Genomic DNA, 7,401 nt, shown 5'->3' on the forward strand with positions numbered 1-7,401 from the left:
CTTGCTCTTGCCGCTTAACCTCTACTTTTAGCTCGCTCTAAAAATGGGGAGATTACCATCAAGCCAGTGATCGACAAGGTCTACGCCTTCCAGGACACGGTGCAGGCCTACGAGCACCTGGCGCGCGGTGCGTTTGGCAAGGTCGTGATCAAGGTAGCCGACTGATTTTGGCCCCCAGCCGGCCGGAAGCCCCGGCCGGCGATACGGCCAAATCCACGCACGAGGAGCAAACAATGGACGACACTACAGTACCGCGCGAGTGGCCCTTTTCCGAGCACGTCGAGCATCATGTTGGTTTCCGGCGAATGTTCGCGCCCGGCCGGCTGACACTCGGATTCATCTTGCCACTGGAGGCATACCCCGATATGCCGGCGCCGACGATGCGCGATCATGTCACCGTCATGCGCTACGCCGACCAGGCAGGCTTTGCAGGTGTATGGGCGCGTGACGTCCCATTCCGGCCTGCGGGTCGGGCGCAACAGGCTGATCGACTACCTCGGCGGCTTGCAGCAGCTGGGCGTGAACCATGTCGCCTTCAACCTGAAAGCATCGCGCCGGCCGGCTACCGAGGTGCTGCAGGAGCTTGCCGAATTCGTCCTGCCGGCGTTTCCGTCGAACTTGATCATCAACAGCGATCGCCCCGTCCAGTAATGCTGTCGGACGGGGCGAAGTCTTGCCGCGCTTCCACGCTGAGCAAATACGTTGCAGCGCTCTCAAACTGTCATCACGATCTTGCCGAACTGCTGGTTCGATTCGAGGTATTCGTGCGCTGCCACGACGTCACTCAGCGAGAAGACCCTGTCCACGAGCGGCCGGAGGATACCGGCTTCGATTCCTGCCGAGATAAAAGTCCGGACGCGCTGCAGCGCTGCTGCATCCTCGGTCACTTCCGTGTACACGAAACCACGCACAGAAAGACTGCGCTTCAAAGCCAGCTTCAGCGGAAACGGCGTCGCATCGGGACTGAGTGCGCCGTGCACGACAATCGTTCCGCGCTTGGCCATGGCCCCTGCGAGCTGGTTCACTTGCGGACCGCCGACCGCGTCGAACGCGCACTGGATCCCGTACGGCGCCAGTTCGCGCAGGCGGCTCTCCAACGGCTCGTCTGACGTGCTGATGACGGCGTCGGCTCCAGCAGCCAACAGTGCATCGCGCTTTGTGCTGGTCAGTGTCACCGCGATGGGCCGCGCACCCACCTGGCGTGCAACCTGTATCGCAGCCAAGCCTACGCTGCTTGATGCAGCGGTGATGGCAATCCAGTCTCCTTTGCCAAGTCCTCCGGCCTCCACGAGACCGCCGTATGCGGTCAGATAGGCCATCCACAGGCCAGCTCCCTCCACCGCGGACAAGCCGGCCGGTTGCGGGACAAGGTGGGTAGCGGGAATCAACGCATGCTCGGCATAGGTGCCATATCTGCCGAGCTCGAACCCGGGCAGGACGCCGACCATGTCGCCGACCGCGAATCCTTGCACCGACGGGCCAAGTGCAGCGATCATGCCAACCGCCTCGAAGCCCAGCATGGATGGCAGTTGCGCCTTCTCGAGATACTGGCCCATGCGGAACATCTTGTCCGCCCGATTCAAGCCGATCGCCTGCACCTCGATGAGTACTTCGCCATCTGCGGCCTCAGGGACACTGCGCTGCTCCAACCGCAATACACCCGGGCCGCCAAGTTCATGAAATCGAACCACCTGCGACATGGTCATACCCATCCTTCAGGAAGCGACGTCGATCACGATCTTGCCAAGGGCCTTGCCGGCCTCCTGAGCGTCATGCGCGGCATGCGCGTCGGCCAAAGTGTAGCGCCGTTCGTCGACCAAGGGTTTCAGTTTGCCCTGCTCCGCCAGGCGGGTCGCCTCGCGCAGGATGTCGCCATGGTGGGCTCGTCCTTCACCGCTCAACATGGGGAGCAGCACGAAGATACCGGACAATGTCACGCAGCGCAGAGAGCCTGGCGCCAGATTGTGCTCCGCGAAAGCGTAGCAGCTGAGAACGTGTCCATAAGGCCTGGCCGCAACAAGTGAGTCGTCCAGCGTCTGTCCGCCGACGGTGTCATAGACCACGTCGAAGCCAACGCCATTTGCATACTTCGCGACGTAGTCCACGACCTTGGCGTCGCGATAATCGATGGGCGTAGCGCCGTAGCCTTTGATGACGGCGTGCTTAGCCGCCGAGGCAGTCGCATACACGTCGGCGCCGAGCGCACGGGCGATCTGCACTGCCACGTGACCAACACCACCCGCGCCGCCCTGGATCAGCACGCGCTGGCCAGCATGTACGCCGGCACGGTCGACCAGACCTTCCCAAGCGGTCAGAAACACCAGCGGCAACGCAGCCGCTTCGCGCATACTAAGGTTCTTTGGCTTCGGTGCCAACAGGCGAGCGTCGACGGCCGCATATTCGGCGAGCGTTCCCGGAATGCCACGCACGCCGCCAGCCAATCCGTACACCTCGTCGCCGAGCTTGAAGTCGCTCACGTCCTCACCGACCTCGACGACCGTGCCCGCCAGATCGGTGCCGAGAATCGCAGGCAGTTCGGGCATGGCATACGGCGCTGCACCGGTGCGGATCTTGTAGTCGATCGGATTGACGCCGCTGGCAGCGATCTGTACCAGCACTTCGCCCGCTTTCGGTGCTGGCCGGGTCGCCTGGGTATCGATGAATTTGCCGTCGGCGTAGTCGTTCAGGACGAGTGCGCGCATGGTGGCATGGGTAGTCATGTATTGGTTCCTTGTGAATGTGGCCCTTGGGGGCAAACTGAATGTGGGGTAATATTGATCCATAAGGTCCCGCCTGTAAATTAGGCACTTTTTAGGATCATAGGCACCTATAGGTAACCATGGCTTCCACCGTTCGTCATCCCCCCGATCCACTGGTCATCAGTGAAACCTGTCCACCGCGGCGTATCCACATGCTATTGACGCCCAAATGGACGTCCATGGTGATCTACGTCCTTAGTTTCGGTCCGCTACGGACTGGCCAGTTACAGCGCAGCATGCCGGGAATTTCGAAGAAGATGCTCACCCAGACCTTGCGCGAGCTCGAAGCCGACCAGCTGTTGTCGAGGAAGGTGCACCAGGTGGTTCCACCCGCAGTCGAATATTCGCTGACGGAGCTTGGACAGAAGTTCGTCGAGCCTTTGCTGGCACTTTACGATTGGGCCGAAGCCAATTTCGTACTGCTCGATAAGGTAGAACGCAACAGAGCAGCTTCCGGCCAAGCTGAGATCGTCGAAGATGAAAGCGAAGCCTTGCCGCTTTCCTGAATCGCCGAGCTGATTGTTGTATTCGACGATAACAATTCGGACTCTATAATCGGCTTTTGCCGGCGCCTGGCCGCACGCGGCCAGGCCGTACCCACTACCAAGAAAGATGTGTCGATGGAGCTGCTTCAATCGATGCGCCTGTTTTCCAGGCTTGCTGAACTCCAGAGTTTTACGAAGGTCGCTGAAGCGCTGCAGATGGGCCGCCCCCAAGTGACGCTGGCCATTAATCAATTGGAAGCATCGCTCGGCGTGCGTCTGTTCCAGCGCACGACGCGCAAGGTGAGCCTCACCGCGGAGGGTGAGGCGTTTCTGGTCAGGGTCGCAGGGATTCTGGGCGGGGTCGATGAAGCGGTGACCATGTTCGGCGCGCCGGGCGACATCGTGCGCGGGCGTCTCCGGATCGATATTTCTTCCGCCCTGGCGGTGGAATCCTTCACGGATTCATTGAAAGCTATGGAGTGATGGAATTTACAGCGGGTCGGGTAACTGACCTGATATGGTAAAAATACCGCGTGCCTTGTTAGATTGACTTATTGAAGTCGTCTGCTACGCGGGATCATTGGAAAAAGTCGAGCTTTGAGACGATTTAGAAAGTAGCAAAGTGCTTCCGCGCAATCTTCTTTCCTTAACTTCCCGAAATGAAAGAAAATTGCGCGAACTAACCATTTATTGTAAAACCTATCGCCTGCTTTAATTTTGTGAATCGTCTTTTAGCATGCGCCAATAAATAATATTTTCTTTATTTATTAGGTTTCAGCACGACTTTGGTCCACCCTTCGGCACGTTTATCAAAATTCCGATAGCCAGTCGGTGCATCCTCCAATGCAAGCTCGTGTGAAATGATCTGCGAGGGCGCCGCTTTACCTTTATGAATTAATTTTGCCAAATAACGGTTGTAATGCTTGACGTTGGCTTGGCCGGTGCCAATCTTCTGACCCTTGAACCAAAAATTGCCGAAATCGAAGGCAATTTTACCTTCCTTTCCTAACGCGTCTGGACTCTTTGGATCCTGCGGGAGGAATACACCAACCACGCCGATGCCGCCAGTGGCCTTGACCGTCTGCACCAAGTTATTCATTGTCAGATTTGGCACTTCCTTACCGTGCTTGTCGCAACACTGGTAACCAACGCATTCGCAGCCGCAGTCGGCGCCCTTGCCGTTGGTAAGGTTCAAGATTTTCTCGACGCCGGCGCCTCCGGTGTCGTCGATCGCCACCGCGCCCATCTTTTCGGCCAGAGCCAAACGATCCTTGTGCGTGTCCACGACGAAAACTTCGCTTGCGCCTTTAATGAACGCAGACATGGCCGCCATTAGGCCGACCGGGCCGGCGCCGTAGATCACGACCGATTCACCCGGCTTAAGGCCAGCCAATTCGGTAGCGTGGTAGCCGGTCGGGAAAATGTCCGACAACATCACGTAGTCATTTTCCTTTTCCTTAGCGTCTTCCGGCAGCACCAAGCAGTTGTAATCGCCGAACGGCACCCGTAGCAGTTCGGCCTGGCCGCCACTGTACGGACCCATGCCGGCAAAACCGTAGGCAGCCCCGGCCGTGCCTGGGTTTGCCGTGAGGCAAGCGCCGGACAAGCCCCGTTCGCAATTTTCGCAAAAGCCGCAGCCGATGTTGAACGGCAGACAGACAACGTCGCCGACCTTAACGCGCTCGACGGCGTTGCCGACCTCGATGACTTCACCCATGTTTTCGTGGCCCAAGATACGGCCCGTTTCCAGGTTGGTACGGCCTTCGTACATGTGTAGGTCGGACCCGCAGATGTTGGTTGTCGTGATACGGACCAAGACGTCAGTCGGCTTTTCAATCTTGGCGTCCGGCATGTCTTTGACCTGGACGTCGCACGGGCCATTATAAACGAGTGCCTTCATGATTTTCCTTTCAGAACGAGGGTAAATTCATCGCGAGCAGCGACGTTAGGAGGAGAAAGAATATAACGAAATTCTTCACAAAGGCGCACTGTTGAACGCTGCAAAGATTTACGCCTGGGCCGGCTTTGTTGCGTAAATCGAGCGAAGGCCGAGCTAACGCTATTTGTAGTCCGTTTTATAACACTGGGACCGTAATCGGAGTACCCAGCTGAGTGAAGCGATTTAGAACGGCAGCCCGCACTTGTAACTCGGCAACCTGACGGTCAAAGTCGCGTGCCATCACCCGTTCGCCCAGCAGCTTGAAGCAGCGCATCTTGGTTTCAACAAGGCTGCGCCGGTGGTAGCCGCTCCATCTCTTCCATATTGCCCGTCCCAGCCTTTTTGTCGTCCGCAGGATGTCATTACGTGTATCGGCGCCACAGCGGTTTGCCTTCCAAGGCTTGGCGTTCTCACGGGTCGGGATGATGGCGTGCGCGGCACGCAACGCGATGGCTTCATGACAGTCCTTCGTGTCGTAGGCGCCATCCCCACTGACGCTGGCAATCTTCTCGTCAGCAGGAATCTGGCCCAGCAGCGCTGGCAGGACAGGTGCGTCGCCGACACTGTTGTCCGTCACCTCCATGGCCGGATCTCGAGCGTGGACGCATCGATCCCGAGATGCACCTTGCGCCACTGGCGGCGGTACTCTGCACCATGCTTCTTCGTCTTCCATTCGCCTTCGCCCAGCATCTTGATACCCGTGCTGTCCACCAGCAGATGCAAGCCTGTCGTGGTCGGCACGGCGCCAATGGCAACCTGCAGCGTCTTTTGCCGACGGCTCACCGTGCTGTAGTCCGGCGCCGACCAGTCGAGCCCAGCCAGGTGCAGCAGGCTTTGCGTCATCCCCATGGCCTGGCGTAATGGTAAATTGAACAGGCACTTGATGCTCAGGCAGAACTGGATCGCCTCGTCGCTGAACGTCTGGCTACGGCCGCGCTTGCCACTTGGCCTGCCGTGCCACTTCATCACTGGATCAAGCCAGATGAGCAGCGAGCCGCAGGCCTTGAGGGCTTCGTTGTATGTCTTCCAGTTGGTCGTGCGGTACTTCTGTGGAGCTGGTTTCATCCTGCTCAGGCTAACAGACCTACGCCTTATACCCTGGCCGAGCCTGATTTACGCAACAAAGCCCATCCGACCTATCATTCATTTAGCGCTCCTAGAAGAACATGAGATCTGGGTGCGTTTGCTACGACCGCTCCTGGCCGATCTGGGCCGGTCGAGCCAGCATAACATGTTGCCGAGCCAACAAAATCTCGGACTGTCATGACAGGCAGCTCCCGACCCGAAGCGGACGGTTTGTTCACGTCTCAAGCCACTGCAAGGCGTGGCTGAGATCGTTATAGAAAACACGGTAGTCCCCCTCACCAAATTGTCCGAAGGCGATCCGCGACAGATAACCCAATCGTGTATTCGAAACCAAAATGGCTTTACGGAGAGATTGGTCAGCGAACAGTTGCTTTGTCTTTTCGTTTAATTTTTCTTGCAACAATGCGATGTCAATGTCGGGTGATTCCATTTCCAATGTGTCGTAGAGAACGCGCGTGTATTCGGTATCTCGCAGTAGCTGAATTACGCGCTCATGTATTTCTTTGAGCAAGCTTTCAGTTAATTCCCCTCTCACTCGAACCACAACAACATTACCGAGAGGTTCAATCCAAAGTTGACTGTTTAGCATGTGGTCAAGTAATTATTTCAGAAATTGCAATTAATTTGCTGCGACTGCTTCTGGCCGATCTCGGCCGTTCGCAATGCTCAGTGTAAGGCACTTGTTGCTCAGTAGGCAAGTACATGGTCTTGATAGTTACGTTACGCCTAATGACGCGGACGACCGCTATATGAAGTAAAGCTGTGACTGGCTTTGTTGCGTAAATCGAGCGAAGGCCGAGCTAACGCCATTTGTAGTTCGTTTTATAACACTGGGACCGTAACTGGAGTACCCAGCCGAGTGAACCGGTTCAGCACGGCAGCCCGCACTTGTAACTCGGCAACCTGACGGTCGAAGTCGCGCGCCATCACCCGTTCGCCCAGCAGCTTGAAGCAGCGCATCTTGGTTTCAACAAGGCTGCGCCGGTGGTAGCCGCTCCATCTTGTCAACGGCGATTGAAAACTGATACAGATTTCGTCGTCCCAGCGATTTAAAACTGATACACCGCCGTCGCCGAACACCGTCCGTGTTCAGCCCATTTCTGCGACATCGCTCCCCCTCATCATCCCGGCC

At 57.3% G+C, this 7,401-nt stretch carries 7 protein-coding genes and 2 pseudogenes; 3 read left to right on the forward strand and 6 right to left on the reverse strand.

Annotated elements, in window-relative coordinates; translation table 11 throughout:
• Positions 1-444: 444 nt before the first annotated feature.
• Positions 445-651, forward strand: a complete 207-nt coding sequence (locus J3U95_RS27655; RefSeq protein ID WP_200879959.1) for a hypothetical protein — start codon at positions 445-447, stop codon at positions 649-651.
• A 62-nt stretch (positions 652-713) separates the two neighbouring features.
• Here the strand turns inward: J3U95_RS27655 and J3U95_RS27660 are convergent, their stop codons facing one another.
• Both J3U95_RS27660 and J3U95_RS27665 read right to left on the reverse strand, forming a co-directional pair.
• Entirely contained in the window at positions 714-1,706 is a 993-nt protein-coding gene (locus J3U95_RS27660) for a zinc-dependent alcohol dehydrogenase family protein (RefSeq protein WP_208281692.1), read from the reverse strand.
• 9 nt (positions 1,707-1,715) lie between these two features.
• On the reverse strand, positions 1,716-2,720 hold the full coding sequence (locus J3U95_RS27665) for a zinc-dependent alcohol dehydrogenase family protein (protein ID WP_036209538.1): 1,005 nt from the start codon (positions 2,718-2,720) through the stop codon (positions 1,716-1,718).
• Positions 2,721-2,839: 119 nt separating this feature from the next.
• Between J3U95_RS27665 and J3U95_RS27670 the strand changes: the two genes are divergently transcribed.
• Together J3U95_RS27670 and J3U95_RS27675 are read left to right on the forward strand one after the other, a co-directional pair.
• Positions 2,840-3,265, forward strand: coding sequence for a winged helix-turn-helix transcriptional regulator (locus J3U95_RS27670; protein ID WP_036209536.1), 426 nt, complete (start codon positions 2,840-2,842; stop codon positions 3,263-3,265).
• A gap of 114 nt (positions 3,266-3,379) precedes the next feature.
• Complete coding sequence (locus J3U95_RS27675; RefSeq protein WP_051996335.1) at positions 3,380-3,727, forward strand: LysR family transcriptional regulator; 348 nt, start codon at positions 3,380-3,382, stop codon at positions 3,725-3,727.
• 277 nt (positions 3,728-4,004) lie between these two features.
• On the opposite strand, the gene J3U95_RS27680 is transcribed toward J3U95_RS27675, so the two are convergent.
• The 4 genes and pseudogenes from J3U95_RS27680 to J3U95_RS27695 all read right to left on the reverse strand — a co-directional run.
• Positions 4,005-5,144: a glutathione-independent formaldehyde dehydrogenase gene (locus tag J3U95_RS27680; RefSeq protein ID WP_036209533.1), complete on the reverse strand. Its 1,140-nt coding sequence runs from the start codon at positions 5,142-5,144 to the stop codon at positions 4,005-4,007.
• Between the two features lie 175 nt (positions 5,145-5,319).
• A pseudogene (locus J3U95_RS27685) lies at positions 5,320-6,248 on the reverse strand (IS5 family transposase).
• 235 nt (positions 6,249-6,483) lie between these two features.
• Complete coding sequence (locus J3U95_RS27690) at positions 6,484-6,858, reverse strand: SpoIIAA family protein (protein WP_152570896.1); 375 nt, start codon at positions 6,856-6,858, stop codon at positions 6,484-6,486.
• Positions 6,859-7,091: 233 nt separating this feature from the next.
• Positions 7,092-7,271, reverse strand: a pseudogene (locus tag J3U95_RS27695) (IS5/IS1182 family transposase); the annotation flags it as partial.
• Between the last annotated feature and the right edge of the window lie 130 nt (positions 7,272-7,401).

The organism is Massilia oculi, assembly GCF_017582745.1.
In the GTDB taxonomy this organism is placed as follows: Bacteria; Pseudomonadota; Gammaproteobacteria; order Burkholderiales; family Burkholderiaceae_D; genus Telluria; species Telluria oculi_A.